This window comes from Amycolatopsis magusensis (assembly GCF_017875555.1).
Classification (GTDB): domain Bacteria; phylum Actinomycetota; class Actinomycetes; order Mycobacteriales; family Pseudonocardiaceae; genus Amycolatopsis; species Amycolatopsis magusensis.
Genome location: NZ_JAGGMS010000001.1, coordinates 8537772 through 8554771 on the forward strand (window position 1 = coordinate 8537772; position 17000 = coordinate 8554771).

14 protein-coding genes are annotated in these 17000 nt (G+C 72.3%); 3 read left to right on the plus strand and 11 right to left on the minus strand.

The annotated features are described in order from the left end of the window. Nucleotides 1-101: 101 nt before the first annotated feature. Genes JOM49_RS38340 through hisD form a run of 5 tightly spaced genes read right to left on the minus strand, consistent with a single transcriptional unit; the run spans nucleotide 102 to nucleotide 4447 of the window. The gene (locus JOM49_RS38340) at nucleotides 102-260 is read right to left on the minus strand and encodes a CG2302 family histidine operon protein (RefSeq protein ID WP_209669153.1); all 159 of its coding nucleotides are present in this window, start codon (nucleotides 258-260) and stop codon (nucleotides 102-104) included. After that, nucleotides 261-860, minus strand: coding sequence for an imidazoleglycerol-phosphate dehydratase HisB (hisB, locus tag JOM49_RS38345; protein ID WP_209669155.1), 600 nt, complete (start codon nucleotides 858-860; stop codon nucleotides 261-263). It lies immediately after the preceding gene. Further along, nucleotides 857-1972: a histidinol-phosphate transaminase gene (locus tag JOM49_RS38350; RefSeq protein ID WP_209672133.1), complete on the minus strand. Its 1116-nt coding sequence runs from the start codon at nucleotides 1970-1972 to the stop codon at nucleotides 857-859. The genes hisB and JOM49_RS38350 overlap by 4 nt, the downstream gene beginning before the upstream one ends. A gap of 37 nt (nucleotides 1973-2009) precedes the next feature. Beyond that, entirely contained in the window at nucleotides 2010-3134 is a 1125-nt protein-coding gene (locus JOM49_RS38355; protein ID WP_209669157.1) for an aminotransferase class V-fold PLP-dependent enzyme, read from the minus strand. Beyond that, nucleotides 3131-4447, minus strand: coding sequence for a histidinol dehydrogenase (hisD, locus tag JOM49_RS38360; protein ID WP_209669159.1), 1317 nt, complete (start codon nucleotides 4445-4447; stop codon nucleotides 3131-3133). The genes JOM49_RS38355 and hisD overlap by 4 nt, the downstream gene beginning before the upstream one ends. A 56-nt stretch (nucleotides 4448-4503) precedes the next feature. Here hisD and JOM49_RS38365 point away from each other — a divergent pair, with 56 nt between their 5' ends. Then, nucleotides 4504-5295 carry a carbon-nitrogen hydrolase family protein gene (locus JOM49_RS38365; RefSeq protein ID WP_209669161.1) on the plus strand — a complete coding sequence of 264 codons (792 nt, stop codon included), beginning with the start codon at nucleotides 4504-4506 and terminating at the stop codon, nucleotides 5293-5295. 426 nt (nucleotides 5296-5721) lie between these two features. Here the strand turns inward: JOM49_RS38365 and JOM49_RS38370 are convergent, their stop codons facing one another. Both JOM49_RS38370 and eccB read right to left on the minus strand, forming a co-directional pair. Then, nucleotides 5722-6363, minus strand: coding sequence for a LuxR C-terminal-related transcriptional regulator (locus JOM49_RS38370; RefSeq protein ID WP_209669163.1), 642 nt, complete (start codon nucleotides 6361-6363; stop codon nucleotides 5722-5724). 18 nt (nucleotides 6364-6381) lie between these two features. Next, the gene (eccB, locus tag JOM49_RS38375) at nucleotides 6382-7791 is read right to left on the minus strand and encodes a type VII secretion protein EccB (RefSeq protein ID WP_209669165.1); all 1410 of its coding nucleotides are present in this window, start codon (nucleotides 7789-7791) and stop codon (nucleotides 6382-6384) included. 143 nt (nucleotides 7792-7934) lie between these two features. On the opposite strand from eccB, the gene JOM49_RS38380 reads away from it, so the two are divergent. Beyond that, nucleotides 7935-9077, plus strand: a complete 1143-nt coding sequence (locus JOM49_RS38380; protein WP_372444177.1) for a type VII secretion protein EccE — start codon at nucleotides 7935-7937, stop codon at nucleotides 9075-9077. A gap of 3 nt (nucleotides 9078-9080) precedes the next feature. Here the strand turns inward: JOM49_RS38380 and eccD are convergent, their stop codons facing one another. From eccD to JOM49_RS38400, 4 genes are all read right to left on the minus strand, one after another. Beyond that, nucleotides 9081-10460, minus strand: a complete 1380-nt coding sequence (gene eccD, locus JOM49_RS38385; RefSeq protein WP_209669167.1) for a type VII secretion integral membrane protein EccD — start codon at nucleotides 10458-10460, stop codon at nucleotides 9081-9083. After that, complete coding sequence (locus JOM49_RS38390; protein ID WP_209669169.1) at nucleotides 10457-10789, minus strand: YbaB/EbfC family nucleoid-associated protein; 333 nt, start codon at nucleotides 10787-10789, stop codon at nucleotides 10457-10459. Before JOM49_RS38390 ends, eccD begins: the two co-directional genes overlap by 4 nt. Before the next feature lie 11 nt (nucleotides 10790-10800). Continuing rightward, entirely contained in the window at nucleotides 10801-11976 is a 1176-nt protein-coding gene (locus JOM49_RS38395; protein ID WP_209669171.1) for a WXG100 family type VII secretion target, read from the minus strand. Between the two features lie 62 nt (nucleotides 11977-12038). Continuing rightward, nucleotides 12039-12776 carry a WXG100 family type VII secretion target gene (locus tag JOM49_RS38400; RefSeq protein WP_209669172.1) on the minus strand — a complete coding sequence of 246 codons (738 nt, stop codon included), beginning with the start codon at nucleotides 12774-12776 and terminating at the stop codon, nucleotides 12039-12041. 142 nt (nucleotides 12777-12918) lie between these two features. Here JOM49_RS38400 and eccCa point away from each other — a divergent pair, with 142 nt between their 5' ends. Then, nucleotides 12919-16878, plus strand: a complete 3960-nt coding sequence (gene eccCa, locus JOM49_RS38405; protein ID WP_209669174.1) for a type VII secretion protein EccCa — start codon at nucleotides 12919-12921, stop codon at nucleotides 16876-16878. The last annotated feature ends 122 nt before the right edge of the window (nucleotides 16879-17000 follow it).

Below are 17000 nucleotides of genomic sequence, written 5' to 3' on the forward strand. Positions count from 1 at the left end.
CGCCGTGCCACCGGAGTTCCTGACCTAGGCCAGGCAAGGTGCCGTGAATGTGGCTTTCACGGCGGAATGTGCCGTGAAAGCCACATTCACGGCATCGACGACTAGCCGGCCAGCCAGGCGATGGCGCCGCCGACGGCCAGTACCGCGCCGACGCCGAGCAGCATCGCCAAGCCTCGGGCGGTCTTCCAGGTGCTGTACACGCCGCCGATGAGGAAGCCGGCCAGTGCCAGCAGGCCGACGATGACGAATTCCTTGGGCACCTACAGCACACCCTTGGTCGACGGGACACCGTGCGCACGCGGGTCGGCTTCGGTCGCCGCGCGCAGGGCGCGGGCCACCGCCTTGTACTGCGCCTCGGCGATGTGGTGCGGGTCGCGGCCGTGCAGGACCCGTACGTGCAGCGCGAGCTGCGCGTGGAACGACAGCGAGTCGAACACGTGGCGGGTCAGGACGAACGGGTAGTTCCCGCCGATGGTGAAGGTGTTGAACTGCTCCGGCTCGCCGAGGTGCACGCAGTACGGCCGGCCCGAGACGTCGATGGCGGCGTGCGCCAGCGTCTCGTCCATCGGGATCCACGCGTCGCCGAAGCGGCGGATGCCCTTCTTGTCGCCCAGTGCCTGGCGGATCGCCTGGCCCAGCACGATCGCGGTGTCCTCCACCGTGTGGTGCGCGTCGATGTGCACGTCACCGGTGGCGTCCACCTTGAGGTCCAGCGACCCGTGCGCGCCGAACGCGGTGAGCATGTGGTCGAAGAACGGCACGCCGGTGGCGATCTCCACCTCACCGGTGCCGTCGAGGTCCAGCTGGACCGAGATCGAGGACTCCTTGGTCGTCCTCTCCACCTTGCCCACACGGCTCACCGGGGCACCTCCTTCGCGAAAACTTCCTTGGCGACGCCGAGGAAGGCGTCGTTCTCCTCCGGGGTGCCGACGGTCACCCGCAGGTGCCCGGCGATGCCGACGTCGCGGATCAGCACTCCTTGGTCCACAAAGGACTGCCAGGCGGCCGGCGCGTCGGCGAAGCGGCCGAACAGGATGAAGTTGGCGTCGCTGGGCACCGGCGTGGCACCCAGGCCCAGCAGCGCGTCGGCCACCCGGTCGCGCTCGGCGGCGAGCTTGGCCACCGAGGCGAGCGTGGCTTCGGCGTGCCGCAGCGCGGCGCGTGCGGCGGCCTGGGTCAGCAGCGACAGGTGGTACGGCAGCCGGACCAGCTGCAGGGCGTCCACAATGGCCGGTGCGGCGGCCAGGTACCCCAGCCGTCCCCCGGCGAACGCGAACGCCTTGCTCATCGTGCGCGAGACGATCAGCTTCGCCGGGAACTCCGCGAGCAGCGTCACCGCGCTCGGCTGGTCGGAGAACTCGACGTACGCCTCGTCCACCACCACGATGCCCGGCGCGGCGCGCAGCACCTCCGCCAGCTCGGCGGTCGGGATGGAGCCGCCGGTCGGGTTGTTCGGGCTGGTCAGGAACACCACGTCGGGTGCGCGCTCGGCGACCACGCGGGCCGCGGCGGCGGTGTCCAGGCTGAAGTCGTCCCGGCGCGGCGCGGGTACCCATTCGGTACGCGTGCCCGCCGAGATGATCGGGTGCATCGAGTAGGACGGCTCGAAGCCGAGCGCGCTGCGCCCCGGCCCGCCGAACGCCTGCAGGATCTGCTGCAGCACCTCGTTGGACCCGTTCGCGGCCCAGACCTGCCGCTCGGTCAGCGGCACGCCGGTGCTCGCGGACAGGTAGGCGGCGAGGTCGCGGCGCAGGGCGACGGCGTCCCGGTCGGGGTAGCGGTGCAGCCCGGCGGCCACCTCGCGCACGGCCGCGGTCACGTCCTCGACCAGTGCGTCCGGCGGCGGGTACGGGTTCTCGTTGGTGTTCAGCCGGACCGGCACGTCCAGCTGGGGCGCCCCGTACGGGCTGCGTCCGCGCAGGTCCTCCCGCAACGGCAGCTCGTCCAGCGTCACCGCGCCTGTCCTGTCCACCTCGTCCACCGCCCCAGCCTAAGGCGTGGCGGAGGCCTCACCGCAGGCCGGTCACCACGGTGAGGAACTCGTCGAGCTGGGCCCGCGTGACGAAGTAGTGCGGTGACGCGCGGACCATCGCGCTCAGGCCCCGCCGTCCCATGTCGAACCTGGTCGACCCCTCGGAGGTCACGCTGACCACGACGTCCTTGTCCCACAACAGGTCCTTCACGCGCTCGGGCGGCAGCCCGTCGACGGTGAAGGTGACGATGCCGCTGGGGCGCTCCCCCAGGTCGTGCACGGTCACGCCGGGGATCCCGGCCAGCCCGGTCCGCAGGTGCTCCGCCCGCTCGCCGACCTGCGCGGCGATCTGGTCCATGCCCAGCTCCAGCGCGTATTCGGCGGCCTTGAGCAGGCCCAGGCGCTCGGCCACGCCGAACTCCCACAGCTCGTGCAGGCGCGCGTCCTGACGCATCCGGTACTCCCACAGCCCGGCCCAGTCGGCGCCGCTGTGGTCGAACAGCCGGGGCCGCAGCCGGTCGGCCACCGCGCGCCGGACCACCAGGAACCCGGTGCCGCGCGGCCCGCGCAGCCACTTGCGCCCGGTGCCGCTGATCAGGTCCACGCCCAGGTCGGCGGCGTGCACCGGCAGCTGGCCCGCCGACTGGCAGGCGTCCAGCAGCACCAGCGCGCCCGCCTCGTGCGCGGCCTCGGTCACCTCGCGGACCGGGTTCACCAGGCCGCCGTTGGTCGGCACGTGCACCAGCGAGACCAGCTTGACCCGCTCGTCGAGGAGGTCCCGCAGCGCGGCCACGTCCAGCTGGCCGATCTCGTCGGACGGGATCAGCTCCACGCGCGCGCCGGTCAGCTCGGCCAGCCGCAGCAACGCGACCGCGTTCGCGCCGTACTCGGCCTCGCTGATCAGCACGCGGTCACCCGGCTCCAGCGGGATCGAGTCGACCAGGGTCAGCCAGGACCGGGTGGCGCTGTCGGTGAACGCGACCTCCTCCGGCGCGCAGCCGAGCAGCTCGGCGAACACCGGGTAGGCGCGTTCGAGGTCGTCCTCGCGCTCGGCGGCCGCGCGGTAGCCACCGACCTCGGCTTCGCGGCGCAGGTGCCCGACCATCTCGTCGAGCACCTCGGACGGCGGCAGTGAGGAACCGGCGCTGTCCAGGAAGATCATCGCTCGAACCTCGCGGTGATCGCCTCGCCGTGCGCGGGCAGGTCCTCGGCGTTGGCCAGCGCGACCACCTTGCCAGCCACCTCGCGCAACGCCTCCTCGCTGTAGTCGACCACGTGGATGCCGCGCAGGAAGCTCTGCACCGACAGGCCGGACGAGTGCCGCGCGAACCCGCCGGTGGGCAGCACGTGGTTCGAACCGGCGCAGTAGTCGCCGAGCGAGACCGGGGCGTAGGCGCCGACGAAGACCGCGCCCGCGTTGCGGACCCGGGCGGCCACCGCGCGCGAGTCGGCGGTCTGGATTTCCAGGTGCTCGGCGGCGTAGGCGTCCACCACCCGCAGCCCGTCGTCCACAGTGGACACCAGGACGATGCCGGACTGCTTGCCGGACAGGGCTTCGGTGACGCGCTCGGTGTGCTTGGTGACCGGTACGCGGCGGGCCAGCTCGGCGTCGACGGCGTCGGCGAGCCGCTCGGAAGTGGTCACCAGCACGCTGGCGGCCAGCGGGTCGTGCTCGGCCTGGCTGATCAGGTCGGCGGCCACGTGCGCCGGGTCGGCGGTGTCGTCGGCGAGCACCGCGATCTCGGTCGGGCCCGCCTCGGAGTCGATGCCGATCAGGCCGCGCAGCAGGCGCTTGGCCGCGGTCAGGTAGATGTTGCCGGGACCGGTCACCACGTCCACCGGGACCAGTTCGGCGCCGTCGGTGTCGGTGCCGCCGTAAGCCAGCAGCGCCACCGCCTGCGCCCCGCCGACCGCCCACACCTCGTCGACGCCGAGCAGCTCGGCGGCGGCGAGCACGGTCGGGTGCGGCAGGCCGCCGAACTCGGCCTGCGGGGGTGAGCAGACCACCAGCGAGCCGACGCCAGCCGTCTGCGCCGGGACCACGTTCATCACCACGGTCGACGGGTAGACCGCCAGCCCGCCCGGCGCGTACAGCCCGACGCGCTCGACCGGCACCCAGCGCTCGGTGACCGTGCCGCCTTCGACCACCTGGGTGGTGACGTCGGCGCGGCGCTGGTCGGCGTGCACCTTGCGGGCCCGCGTGGTCGCCTCTTCGAGTGCCTCGCGGACGGCCGGGTCCAGCTCGGCCAGCGCGCGGACGCGCTCCTCGGCGGGCACGCGGATGGCGGACGGGCGGACGCCGTCGAAGCGCTCGCCGTACTCCAGCGCGGCCTCGGCGCCCCGCTCGCGCACCGCGTCCACGATGGGCCGGACCAGATGCAGTACGGCGTCCACGTCGGTTCCGGCGCGCGGCAGGGCGGCACGCAGTTCGGCGGGGGACGGAGTACGACCTCGCAGGTCCGTGCGGTTGAGCATGACCATGAGCGTATCGGTAGCCGGGTCGGTAGCTTGGCAGCGGAGAGGAGACGCCCGTGCCCCGAATCGCGCTCTGCCAGCTGACCTCCAGTACCGATCCGGCCGCGAACCTGGACCTCGTCCGGGAGTGGACCGCGCGTGCCGCCGCGGACGGCGCCCGCGTGGTGGTCTTCCCGGAGGCGGCGATGGCCGCGTTCGGCGTGCCGCTCGGCCCGCTCGCCGAACCGGTCGACGGCCCGTGGGCCACCGCGGTGTCGGCGGTCGCCGCCGAGCACGACGTGCTGATCGTCGCGGGCATGTTCACCCCGGCGGGCGACCGCGTGCGCAACACGCTGCTCATCACCGGCCTCGGCGAGCACCGGGGGTACGACAAGATCCACCTGTACGACGCCTTCGGCTTCAAGGAGTCGGACACGGTCGCGCCGGGCGAGTCGACCGCCACGGTCACCGTGGACGGCACCGTCCTCGGCCTCGCCACCTGCTACGACGTGCGGTTCCCTTCGCTGTTCCAGAAGCTGGCCGAGGAAGGCGCCGCCGCGGTGCTGCTGCCCGCTTCGTGGGGTGCCGGGGAGGGCAAGCGGGAGCAGTGGGACCTGCTGGTGCGGGCGCGGGCGCTGGACTCGGGCAGCTGGGTGCTCGCGTGCGACCAGGCCGACCCCGCGGTGACCGGCGTGCCGGTGAACCCGAAAGCCCCGACCGGCATCGGCTACTCGCTGGTAGCCGACCCGTTCGGCCGGATCCACGCCCAACTGGGCGCAGCCGCCGACCTCCTGATCACCGACATCGACCCGGCGCTCTCCCAGGCCTCCCGAACCGCCACCGCCGTCCTCCCCAACCGCCGCCTCTAACCCCCACCGCCCTCGGCGAACCCCACACTCGCGCGCCCGAAACCCACACTCGGGCAGCCGAACCCACGTTCAGGCACCCGAACCCCGCACTCGTGCAGCCGAAACCCACGTTCAGGCACCCGAACCCCACACTCGTGCAGCCGAAACCCACACTCGGGCACCTGAACGCCACATTCAGGCAGCCGAACCCACGTTCGGGCAGCCGAACCCACGTTCGGGCAGCCGAGTTCCACAGTCGGGGTCTCCGGCCCCGGCGCGATGTCACGAATGTGGCTTTGGGGGCGGATCCGGCCCCCAAAGCCACATTTGTGTCCCAGGGGAGCCGCGAGTGTGGAAGTCGGCTGCCTGAGCTCGAATGCTATGAGTGGGGCATTACTTGCATTGGACGCAAGTAATGCCCCACTCCTAGCGTTGCCGAGGGGGCGGCTATGAAGGGTGGGCGATGCCTTCTTCGATGGCGAGGCGGGTCAGTTCGGGGCGTCGGCGCCTGCCGGTTTTGTCGCGGATCCGGTCCAGGTAGGACCGCACGGTCCGGACGCTGATCGACATGGCCTCGGCGATGTCCTGGTCCCGCTCCCCCGCCGCGACCAGCGAGAGCACCTGTCGTTCCCGTTCCGAGAGCACCAGTTTCGGGCCGGCGTTGCGGTCGCGCGTGGAGTTCAGCACGAACGAGGCCAGCGTCGGCGAGACGTAGGAGTTGCCGGAGGCGATTTCCCGGATGGCCCGCAGGATCTCCTCGCCGTCGGCGTCCTTCGACAGGTAGCCGCGCGCCCCGGCCGAGATGGCGCCCAGGACTTCCGACTGCCCGGCGTGCGCCGAGACCACCAGCACCTTGTGCCCCATGCCGACGATCTCCATCACCGCCGCGGCGTCGGCGATCCCACGCAGTTTCAGGTCCAGCACCACCACGCTGCCCGCGGGCTGGCGGCACACCGCGAAGCGGGCCACCGAGTCGGCGACCGCGCCCAGTTCGATGTCCTCGGCTTCTTCGAGCACTCTCGCCACGGCCGCGCGGTAGAGCGGATGGTCCTCGATCACCCCGACCCTGATGGCTTGCGTGCTGACCACTCCTCGACTCACCCCAGTTCACCCGAATCCGGCGGCCGCGGCCGGGTCCAGCGCGGGCCCGCTGGGCACCAGTGCCAGCAGGCCGGCGGACACCGGCAGCTTAGGTACAGCACCATAACCCAGCGCGGCCAGAGCTTCACCGCTCGCGACGGGGTACTTGGTCCCGAGATCGGTGAGCACGTAGACCGTGCCGGACGGCTGTTCGGCGAGCACCGCCCCGCCCGAGGGTGGCACGTAGACCTCATCGGCCGTCCGGCCGTCCCCCGTGGTGACCGGCTGGGTGCGCGCCCCGCCGGGCAGCGGGATGTTCGCGCCGACCGTCACCCTGGCCGTGTGGGAGCCGTCGCCCTCGGCGCAGACCGCCACGGTGTCGCCGTTGACCTCGACCGCCGCCGGGATGCGGTCCGGGTACCCGGCCGGGTCGGCACCACCGGCGGTGCCCGCGTCCGCGGCCAGTCCCGCCGCGGCGATGTCCGCGGCGGACACCTCGACCGTCTGGCTGCCGCCGCTGGACACCTGGGCGGCGGCGTTCGCCGGGGCCTGCATGATCAGCGCGGCCTCGGTCTGGGTGATCGGCGCGAGCCCTTCGGCCCGCACCAGGTAGTAACCGGGTGAACTGGTGCCCGCGACGCTGAGCACCTGGCCGATCTCGGTGTCACGGCCACCGACGCGCAGTCCCTTGCGCCCGGCGCCGTCGACCGCGACGAAGTCCAGGTCCCGGCCCGCGGGCACGCTGTTCAGCCAGCGGCTCGACACCACGATCGGCACGCGGCGGTCGTACCCGAGCGCCGCGCTCGCCTCGGGGCTGAGCCGGAAGCGGTGCCCGGAGCTGATCAGGAACCGCTCACCGCCGGGCAGCCGGACCAGCAATCCTTCTCCGGTGGCGAGTTCGCGGCCGGTCGACGGGGTGCCGAGCAGCACCGAGGTGTGCGGTTCGGCGTCGGTCGGCTGGTCACGACTCGTGCGGGAACAGGAGATCCACGGGCTGGTCAGCAGTCTTTCCTTGCCCGGCAAGGAATCCGGGGCGCCGGGGATGCCGACGCGGGCGCCGCGCCCGGCCTTGGCGAGGTTCTTGGCGGGCACCTTGACCGTGGCCGAGCCGTCACCACCGGCCAGCAGCCGCGCGGAAGCGTAGTTGAGCACCGGGTGCAGCGTGCCGTCCTCACCGAGGACGAACCGCGCGCCCGTCTCCTCCTCGACGATCACCTTGCCGCCGGAGAGCCAGTCCTTGCCGCCGGACGGTTTCAGCAGGCCGATCACCCCGAACACGGCGGTGATCAGCAGCGCCACCGCGATGCCGATGATGGTGCCGAGCACCAGCCTGCGCCCCGGGGAGACGGGGTGGTTGGCGTCGGCCGAAACGAGTGCCGAGACCAGGCGACGGCGCAGGAACTGGTACGCCTGGATCTGGTCCCGCTGAGTCCACACCGCTCGTTACCCCCGAAGAGAAGCCTGCCGCGAAGGCCAATGCTAGGTACGAATGCACTCGCTGATGTGGGCAATTTTTCCGGCAGCGCCGCGGTCGGTGTCCGGCTACCGTTTGCCGAGGGGGAGTCGAGAGGGGCCATCCTGTGTCGTTGTCGTCGCCTGCCCCCTGGCAGAGCCGGACTTCAGCCGCGCCACTACCGTCGGGCGGCCGGGAGCCGGGCTCCATCGCGGATCCGGCCGCGGCGCCGTGGATCCTGCCGGTGCGCGCCCGCCAGGTGGCGATCTGGGAGGTCGCCGCGCTCGGCGCGCTGGGCGCCTACGGCCTGAGCGACGGCTTCACCGCCGTGTCGATCACCGCCATCGTGGTGGCCGTGCTGGTCGTGTCGACCACCTCCGTGCGGATCACCGGCAAGCACCTGGCCGGCTGGCTGTGGACCTGGCTCACCTTCCGGCTGCGGCGGCACGACGACCGCCGCGAAGGCGCCGGGCCGATGCACTCGCTGGTCGGCGAGACCGCCATCCGCCAGCACACCGACCGCGCGGGCAACCGGCTGGGCATCGCGGGCGTCGGCGACGGCTGGACCTCGGTGGTGCGGCTGACCGGCGGTGGCCTGCCCGCGGTCGGCACCCTGCTCGACGTGCTCGGTGCGGCCTACCGGCGGGCCGACATCCCGCTGGACAGCGCCCAACTGGTGGTCTGGACCGCGCCGCGGCCGGGGCAGACGCCGCTGCGGGTGTGCTGGCTGGCCGTGCGCTACCGGCCCGCCGACGCGCCGATCGCCGCGATGGCCAGGGGTGGCGGCGAGCTCGGTGCCCTGCGCACCACCGCGAGTGCCGCACTGGGCCTGGCGGGCGCGCTGGCCGACGTCGGTTACGAGAGCACTGTGCTCGAAGCCGGGGAACTCGGCGAGGAACTGCGCGTCGCGCTCGGCGCGGAACCGGACTTCGGCGCCGAGGTCCCGGAATTCACCGACGGCTGGCGCTGGTGGTCGGCGGGGACCGGCGAAGGTCGCATCCGGCAGTCGTGCTTCCGCCCGCTGTCCGACCGCGACCTGCCGAAGCTGGTCACCGGCCACGTGCCGACCGCCGCCTTCACCACCGTCTCGTACACGCTGAGCCGGACCGCCGCCGGGCGGGAACGCGCCGACGTGACCGTCCGCGTGGGCACCCGCGGCGACGCCGAGCCGCCCACCGGCTCACCGACGTTGTGCGGGGTGCCACTGGTCGCGGTGAACGGGCGGCACGCCGAACACGTGCGCCGGTCGATCCCGCTCGCGCTCCCCTGAGAACTAACCCCGGACGGCTTCGTAGACGCCGATGATGACGCCGACGATCGGCACGAGGGACAGCAGCACGATGAACTCGGCGATGTCCATCAGGCGCGACCAGTACGGCGAGCGGTGTCCCTTGGCCACGCGCGCGGCGTAGACCAGGCAGACGACGGCGGCGAGCACCACGGTCAGCGCGACGGCGAAGACCAGCGAGCGGCCGGCTTCCGTGCCCAGCCAGATGCCCGCGCAGGTCAGCGCGGCGAGGCCGTAGCCGATCAGCACCAGCCGCTGCGGGCCACCGGCGTACGAGCGCGACCGCAGCACCCAGGCGAGCCCGAGCAGCGCGGCCAGCCCGGCTTCCCACGCGCCGCCGTCCATGACGAGCACCGCCGAGCTGCCGAGCACGACACTGCCCAGCGCGACCAGCAGCCCGGTGAGCAGGCGTTGCGCGTAGGCGGTCTGCCCGGCCATCGCGGCCCCGACCGACGGGCGTTCGTCGGCGCGGAAGGAAGCCATGTCGTCCGGGACGCGGGGCAGCGGGAGCCTGCCGAGCCGCAGCGCGAGCATCGGCGCGAACGCGGCCATCGCGGTGGCGAGCACCGCCAGCACACTCGCGGCGCTGACCGGGCGCACGCCGGTGAGCAGCACGATGCCCGCCGCGGGCGCGGCGAGCACGGCGGAGACGGTGACCGCGACGAACCACGGCAGCCGGTCGGCCACGGTGACCGCGGACAGCGCGCCGAACACCGCGACCGCGGCGAGCCCGGTGCCCAGCGGACCGGCGTCGAGCGAGAACACCGGGTGCGGCGGGAACGCCGACATCCCGGCGAGCAGGGCCGCGCCGATCCCGGCGAGCGCGGCGGCGGCACCCGCCTGCGCGTCACCGTAGGCCCGGCTCAGCGCACCACCGCCGAGCAGCAGCACCAGCGCCAGCAGCCCGCAGCTGACCGGTGCGAACAGGGTGCCCGCGAAACTGGCCTGCATCAGCACGGCGGCGCCGAGCAGCAGCACCACCGCGGCGGTGATCCCGGCGCGGCGGGCCAGGTCCGTGCCCCATTCGCGGTCGGACTCGCTCGCGCTGGCGATCGAATCCACCACGTCGTCGAACAGCAGCGGCGCGCGCGGGCGTTCACGCGGGGTCAGGTAGAGCACCTCGCCGTCGCGCATGCCCGCGGCGGCGACGGTCAGCCCGGGGGCCAGTGGCGCGCCCCCGAGCCGCGTCAGCACCCAGCCGGGGTGCTCCGGTGACGCCTGCCCCTCGGCCCCGGCGAGCCGCACCAGCTGCGGCACCAGTTCGGCCAGCGTGCTCTGGGGCGGCAGGGCCACATCCACCCTGGCGAGCGGGGTCACCACGGTGACCCGCCGGGTGGTCGTACCGGAGGTGAGGGTGTCGGTCACTGCTGCGGGGTCCCCGCGCCGGCGGCGTCGATCACCGGGGCGAACTTGGCCCGGCTGGCCTCACCGAGCTTGGTCAGCCCGTTGTTGACCGCCTCGAGCACGATCTCGCCCAGTTCCCTGGCCGGGAAGCGGCGCACGGTCTCGGGGTCGATGGAGATGTCGGTGAAGCGGCCGTCGCCGCGCAGGGTGGCGACCACCTCGTGGCCGCGCGAGTAGCCCTTCACCTCCATCTTCTCCACCGACTTCTGGATCCGCTGCACCTGCTCGGTCTGCGCGCGGACCTCCTCGAGCAGCGCGTTCATGTCCGGGACCTGGTACGGATCGCTCATCTGCTTCCCTCTCAGCGGTCGACCGACACGGTGCCGTCGGCGTCGATGTCGATGTGCTGCTCGTATTCCTTGCCGTCCACGGTGAACTCGAGGTCGAGTTCGATGTCGCGGCCCATCGGCACCTCGATGGAGGTGGCCACGTCGCCGTGCTCGGTCCTGATCACGATGTCGTCACCGTCCCCGCCACCGGGGGCGGGCTGCTGCGGCACCGGGGCGGTGTCGGCGGGCGCGGGCAGCGTCTGGCCCGGCACGGCGTTCGCCGCGGGGTCGACCGGGATCCACGCGTTGCGCGGGTCGATCAGGCCCGGGGCCAGCGAGCCGCCGGCGGCGCCCCCGCCACCGGCGGCCCAGTCCCATGGCGACTGGCCCTGGTTGCCGGTGAACCCGTTCAGCGCGGGCGGCAGGTAGTTGGTGAACCCGCCGGGCGCCGCGCCCCCGCCGGTGCCCCCGAGCCCGCCACCGGTGCCGCCGCCGAACCCACCGCCGATCCCGCCGAGACCGCCGGTGCCGCCGCCGATCGGGAGGCCGCCGTTGCCCGCGACCTGCTGCCCGGACGGGCTGGCCACCGAAGGCGGGGTCTGGGGCGGGGTCACCGGGGTGCCGCCGACGCTGCCGTTGTTCGGCGCGCCACCCGAGCCGGTGCCCTTGTCGCCACCGCCGAAGAGCTTCTCGATCTCGCCGATGATGGTGGCGATCTGGCTGATCTGGCCGGCCAGGTCGACCACGCCGAGGGTCTTGAGCAGCGCCGCGATGGCCTGGATGAAACCCTTCAGCGAGGCGCTGGTCGCGGTGGACAGCGCCACCGCGGCGCCGTAGGTCCACGGGTTCGACATCAGCGAGGCCACCGTCGGGTTGACCGCGGCGACCACCGAGCGGTAGGCCTGCTGGGCGGTCTGCACCAGCGTGCCGGAGATGCCGAGCAGGTCCGCGCCCTTGCGCACCACGTCGATGATCTTGGTCAGCGAAGCCAGCGAGTCGGCGATCTTCTTCAGCGCCGATTCACTCGCGTTGCCCGACCACACCTTTTCCAGCTGCTTCGCCGCCCCGGCGAACTCGTTGAGCAGCGTGGCGAATTCGGTCGCTTTCTTCAGCAGTTCTCCGACGTGCTTGGCGATCTGTTCCGGGGAACCGGAAACGATCTGCGGCAGCACGGTGATCGGCCCGCCGGAAGACGCGGTGGCGTCCATCGCGCTAGAGTTCGGGAAATACACTGCACACCTCTTCTTCTGTCCACGAGCCGGAAACGTATTCAGGCGAACGCCGGTCGATAGACGCTCACTTTCGCCGGCCCGTGGATACCGGAATCCACCAGGCCGTGGTTGTACAGCTGGCCGTTGTTGCCCGCGACGCCGATCAGCGAGTCCGCGACGATGACCACGTCACCCCCGCGCACCCCGCCGGGCACGTCACCCAGATCGCGCGCGGTGCCCGAGTAGACCTCGATCACCCCGACGCTGGCCTGGTTGTCCGCGTTCCCTTCGAGCCAGGCGTTGAACTGGGCCGCGTCGGAGAACTCCGTCCCGGGTCCGGCTAGCCCCGCCTGTTCCATGTAGCGCAGCACGTTGCCGACCGAACCGGGGTCGCCGCCCGCGCCGGCGCTGTCGCGCACCGCGCAGGCCGCCAGTTCGGCCGCCACCGGGGTGCCCCAGATCGCCGGGAGCACCGGCCCCGCCGAGGACGGCTTGCCGCCGTACCCGGTCGCGGCCGCCTCGTCGGCGGCCTGGTACTCGTCGGCGCACTGGCGCACCAGGTCGTTCACTTCCTGCATGAGGGTGAGCAGCGTGCGGACCGCGGTGACCTGCTGGCTCCGCAGCGCCGCGCCGGCCGAGGCCACGGCGTCCCCGATGCCGGCGAAGGAAGCCGGGGGCACCTCGAGCCGTTCGAGGTCACCGGCGGAGTTCACGCCGCGCATGATGATCCCGCCGACGTTGCCCGCCGCCGAGCGCATCGCCTCCGGCTCCGCCCGGAACTCCTGGCTGCCGCCCATCACCCTCCCTTCCACCGGTCGCGACCAGCGTAAGGACGGCCGAGAAGGCCGACGGACGGCAAAAGTACCCACCGTGACCGCCTCACGAGTGGCCAAAATGAGCGGCAAAGTACCCACACGCACGAAGGCAGAACGGCGTTACATGACCCTGGCCCGAGACCGGTTGCCACTATCGGGTGAGCAGCCGAGCGAGATCGTCCTGCAGTCCCCGCCGATGCTGCCGAAGGGCGGTTCGGGTGGCGCGCTCCAGCTGATGTTGTTCCTGCCCATGATGCTCGGCATGGGTGCCATGTCGTTCGTCTACATCGGACGCGACGGCGGCGCGATGACCTGGGTGTTCGGCGCCCTGTTCATCACCGCCATGGGCGGCATGATCGTGATGTCGCTGGCCAGGGGCGGGCAGCAGAAGAAGGCGCAGATCAACGAGGAGCGCCGCGACTACCAGCGTTACCTGGCCGGCCTTCGCGGGCAGGTGCGGGACATCGCCGACAACCAGCGCTCGGCGATGATCTCGTTGCAGCCGGAGCCGGCGGACCTGTGGGCCTACGTCACCAGCGGCAGGCTGTGGGACCGGCGGCGGCTGGACGGGCACTTCGGCCAGGTGCGCGTCGGCACCGGCCCGCAGCGGCTGATGACCCCGCTCAAGGCCCCGCAGACGGTGCCGCTGGAGGACCTGGACCCGGTGTCCTCCACCAGCCTGCGCCACTTCATCCGCACCTATTCCACAGTGAACGGACTGCCGGTGGCCATCTCGCTGCGCTCGTTCGCCACGGTGGCGCTGAGCGGGCGCCGCGGTGAGGTGCTCGACCTGACCAGGGCGGTGCTGGCCCAGCTGGCCACCTTCCACTCACCGAACGACCTGCGCATCGCGTTGTGCGCGGCGCCGGACCGCCAGGCGGAGTGGGAGTGGCTGAAGTGGCTGCCGCACGCCGGTTCCGCCACCGGCACCGACGCGGCGGGCCCGGCGCGGCTGGTCGCCGAAGACCTGGCCGGGCTGGTCGAGGCGCTCGGTCAGGACCTCGGCGAGCGCGCGCCGTTCACCCGGACCCCCGGGCACGGCCACGACCAGCCGCACATCGTGCTGGTGCTCGACGGCGGCAAGACCGAGGGCGACACGCGCCTGATGCCCTACGGCGGCAAGCACGGCGTCACCGTGGTGGACATCAGCAGCGAGCAGCCGAACGCGGTGCCCAGCGACCGGACCCTGTGCCTGCACACCGATCGCACCCAGATGGGCATGCTGGTCGGCGAAGGCAGCGAGCAGCAGCTCGGCTTCCTCGGCGTACCGGACGGTTTGGACACCGGGGCCGCCGAAGCGCTGGCGCGCCGGCTCACCGCGCTGCACCAGTTCGGCACCGTGGTCACCGGCGACAACCCGATGTCGTCCACCTTCGGCCTGTCCGGCCTGCTCGGCATCGGCGACCCGCGTGACGTGGACACCGCGGTCACCTGGGCCCCGCGCGCCGCGCGCGACCGGCTGCGCGTCCCGCTCGGCGTGGACCCGGACGGCCGCCCGGTCGAGCTGGACCTCAAGGAGTCGGCCGAGGGCGGGATGGGCCCGCACGGCCTGGTCATCGGCGCGACCGGGTCGGGCAAGAGCGAACTGCTGCGCACCCTGGTCACCGCGCTGGCCGTGACGCACTCGTCGGAACGGCTGAACCTCGCGCTGATCGACTTCAAGGGTGGCGCCACCTTCGCCGGGATGACCGGCCTGCCGCACACCTGCGCGGTGATCACCAACCTGTCCGAGGAACTGATCCTGGTCGACCGCATGGCCGACGCGATCAACGGCGAGGTGATCCGGCGGCAGGAACTGCTGCGCGCGGCCGGGAACTACGCCTCCGCCCGCGACTACGAGCGGGCCCGCGAGGCGGGCGCGAACCTGCGGCCGCTGCCCTCGCTGCTGGTGATCATCGACGAGTTCAGCGAGCTGCTCTCGGCCAGGCCCGAGTTCATCGACCTGTTCGTCTCGATCGGACGGCTGGGCCGCAGCCTCGGCATCCACCTGCTGCTCGCCTCCCAGCGCCTGGAAGAGGGCCGGTTGCGCGGGCTGGACTCGCACCTGTCGTACCGGATCGGCCTGCGCACGTTCTCCGCCTCGGAAAGCCGCGCGGTGCTCGGGGTCGCGGACGCCTACCAGCTGCCGCCGGTGCCCGGCTCGGCCTACCTCAAGGCCGACACGGACTCGCTGATCCGGCTGAAGGCCGCCTACGTCTCCGGCGAGCTGCCGCCCCGGCTGGTGGTGCGCGAGCGGGGTGCGCCCGAGCAGCACATCGTGCCGTTCACGCTGGGTCCGGTCAGCTCGCCCGCCCCGGTCGAACCCCGTGACGACGACGAGGTCGTCCACGAGGAACCCGCCGACAGTCCGGGTGAGACGGTCATCGACGCCATGCTCTCCCGGCTCGACGGCCCGGCCGCGCACCAGATCTGGCTGCCGCCGCTCGCCGAACCGCCCACTTTGGACCAGTTGCTGCCGCCGCTCGGCGAGGAGCCGGGGCGCGGCCTGTGCCCGGTGGGCTGGGGTGGCAACGGACGCCTCACCGTGCCGGTGGCACTGGTGGACAAGCCCATCGAACAGCGCCGCGACCTGCTCTGGGCGGACTTCTCCGGGGCGGGCGGGCACGCGCTGGTGGTCGGCGCCCCGCAGACCGGCAAGAGCACGCTGCTGCGGTCGGTCGTCGGTGTGCTGGCGCTGACCCACACCCCGGCCGAAGCCCAGTTCTTCCTGCTCGACATGGGTGGTGGCGCGCTGTCGCCGGTCGCCGGGCTGCCGCACGTGTCCGGGTACGCCACCCGGCGCGACGCGCAACGCTGCCGCCGCGTGGTCGCCGAGGTGACCACGCTGCTCGAGCAACGCGAGGAGTTCTTCTCCGCCAACGGGATCGAGTCGGTCGCGGAGTTCCGCAACCGCCGCGCCGAGTTCACCGAGAGCACCGACGGGCGCGAGTTCGGCGACGTGTTCCTGGTGGTCGACGACTGGGCGACGGTCCGCAAGGACTACGAGCAGCTGGAGGAGCAGATCACCGGGCTCGCCGCACGCGGGCTCGGTTTCGGCATCCACATCGTGCTTTCGGCGAACACCTGGATGGGCGTGCGCGCGCAACTGCGCGACGCCATCGGCACGCGATTCGAGCTGCGCCTGGGCGACGCGGGCGACTCGCTGATCGACCGCAAGGTGGCCCGCAACGTGCCAGCCGAGGCACCGGGCCGCGGCATCACCCAGGACAAGCTGCACTTCCTCGGCGCGCTCCCCCGCATCGACGGCGACCAGCGGGCGGGCACGATCGGCGTGGGCGCCACGGACCTGGTCCGCCGGATCAGCGAGTCGTGGACCGGCGACCCGGCCCCGCGGGTGCGCCTGCTGCCGCCGAAGATCGAGCTGTCCGGGCTGCCGCCAGCGCCACCGAAGAAGGTCACGCTCGGGGTCTCCGAGGCCACTTTGGAGCCCGTGCTGCTGGACTTCGCCGCGGATCCGCACTTCCTCGCCTTCGGTGACGTCGAGTCGGGCAAGAGCGCGCTGCTGCGGGTGATCGGCCAGGGCATCATGTCGGCCTATTCCGCCGACGACGCGGCGATCATCGTCGCCGACTACCGGCGCGGCCTGCTCGACGCGGTCACCGGCCGCCACCTGCTCGGTTACGCGGGCTCAGAGCCCACGCTGAGCGGTCTGATCAGCGAAGTGGTCCAGGCGATGCGCCTGCGGCTCCCGGGCCCGGACGTGACCGCTGAGCAGCTCCGCAACCGGTCGTGGTGGACCGGGCCGGACCTGTTCGTGCTCGTGGACGACTACGAACTCGTGGCCACCGCGGGCAAGAACCCGCTCCTGCCGCTGCTGGAGTTCCTGCCGCAGGCGCGCGACATCGGGCTGCACCTGGTGATCGCGCGCGGTGCGGGCGGTGCCGGGCGGGCCCTTTTCGAACCCGTGGTGCAGCGCGTGCGCGAACTCGGCTCGCCGGGGCTGGTGATGTCGGGGTCCAAGGACGAGGGACCGCTGATCGGTGACGTCAAAGCGGGCCCGCTACCCCCTGGACGAGGCACTTTGGTCTCCCGGCGGCTCGGCACCGGGCTGCTCCAGGTGGCCTGGACCCCACCCGCGGACTGAGCGGGCCCGCCGGTCGTGGGTACAAGTACCGCCACCGCGACCGGCAGTTGTGCCGTTTGAACGTACTGCTGGCTTTTCTAGCGTGTGATTCGCAACGAGCCGGAGAAAGTTCCAGCTCTGGC